Source organism: Streptomyces sp. NPDC056480 (assembly GCF_042795405.1).
Taxonomy (GTDB): Bacteria; Actinomycetota; Actinomycetes; order Streptomycetales; family Streptomycetaceae; genus Streptomyces.
Window position 1 is genome coordinate 3,809 of record NZ_JBHTSA010000226.1, and the last position, 1,426, is coordinate 5,234.

1 rRNA gene (only partly in view) is annotated in these 1,426 nt (G+C 56.2%); it reads left to right on the forward strand.

Annotated elements, in window-relative coordinates:
• Positions 1-1,394 (forward strand): 23S ribosomal RNA (locus ACFQ79_RS40210); it begins 1,792 nt to the left of the window's first position.
• Positions 1,395-1,426: the final 32 nt, after the last annotated feature.

Below are 1,426 nucleotides of genomic sequence, written 5' to 3' on the forward strand. Positions count from 1 at the left end.
GCCTGAGACCTGATGCCGAGCCGATTGTGGTGAAGTGGATGATCCTATGCTGTCGAGAAAAGCCTCTAGCGAGTTTCATGGCGGCCCGTACCCTAAACCGACTCAGGTGGTCAGGTAGAGAATACCGAGGCGTTCGGGTGAACTATGGTTAAGGAACTCGGCAAAATGCCCCCGTAACTTCGGGAGAAGGGGGGCCACGTCTGGTGATCGGATTTACTCCGTGAGCTGGGGGTGGCCGCAGAGACCAGCGAGAAGCGACTGTTTACTAAAAACACAGGTCCGTGCGAAGCCGTAAGGCGATGTATACGGACTGACGCCTGCCCGGTGCTGGAACGTTAAGGGGACCGGTTAGCTCTGTTTCGACAGGGCGAAGCTGAGAACTTAAGCGCCAGTAAACGGCGGTGGTAACTATAACCATCCTAAGGTAGCGAAATTCCTTGTCGGGTAAGTTCCGACCTGCACGAATGGCGTAACGACTTCTCGACTGTCTCAACCATAGGCCCGGTGAAATTGCACTACGAGTAAAGATGCTCGTTTCGCGCAGCAGGACGGAAAGACCCCGGGACCTTTACTACAGTTTGATATTGGTGTTCGGTTCGGCTTGTGTAGGATAGGTGGGAGACTTTGAAGCCGTGACGCCAGTCATGGTGGAGTCGCCGTTGAAATACCACTCTGGTCGTGCTGGATGTCTAACCTCGGTCCGTGATCCGGATCAGGGACAGTGTCTGATGGGTAGTTTAACTGGGGCGGTTGCCTCCCAAAGGGTAACGGAGGCGCCCAAAGGTTCCCTCAGCCTGGTTGGCAATCAGGTGTTGAGTGTAAGTGCACAAGGGAGCTTGACTGTGAGACCGACGGGTCGAGCAGGGACGAAAGTCGGGACTAGTGATCCGGCGGTGGCTTGTGGAAGCGCCGTCGCTCAACGGATAAAAGGTACCCCGGGGATAACAGGCTGATCTTCCCCAAGAGTCCATATCGACGGGATGGTTTGGCACCTCGATGTCGGCTCGTCGCATCCTGGGGCTGGAGTCGGTCCCAAGGGTTGGGCTGTTCGCCCATTAAAGCGGTACGCGAGCTGGGTTTAGAACGTCGTGAGACAGTTCGGTCCCTATCCGCTGTGCGCGTAGGAATATTGAGAAGGGCTGTCCCTAGTACGAGAGGACCGGGACGGACGAACCTCTGGTGTGCCAGTTGTCCTGCCAAGGGCATGGCTGGTTGGCTACGTTCGGGAGGGATAACCGCTGAAAGCATCTAAGCGGGAAGCCTGCTTCGAGATGAGTATTCCCACCTCCTTGAGAGGGTAAGGCTCCCAGTAGACGACTGGGTTGATAGGCCGGATGTGGAAGCCCAGTAATGGGTGGAGCTGACCGGTACTAATAGGCCGAGGGCTTGTCCTCAGTTGCTCGCGTCCACTGTGTTAGTTCTGAAG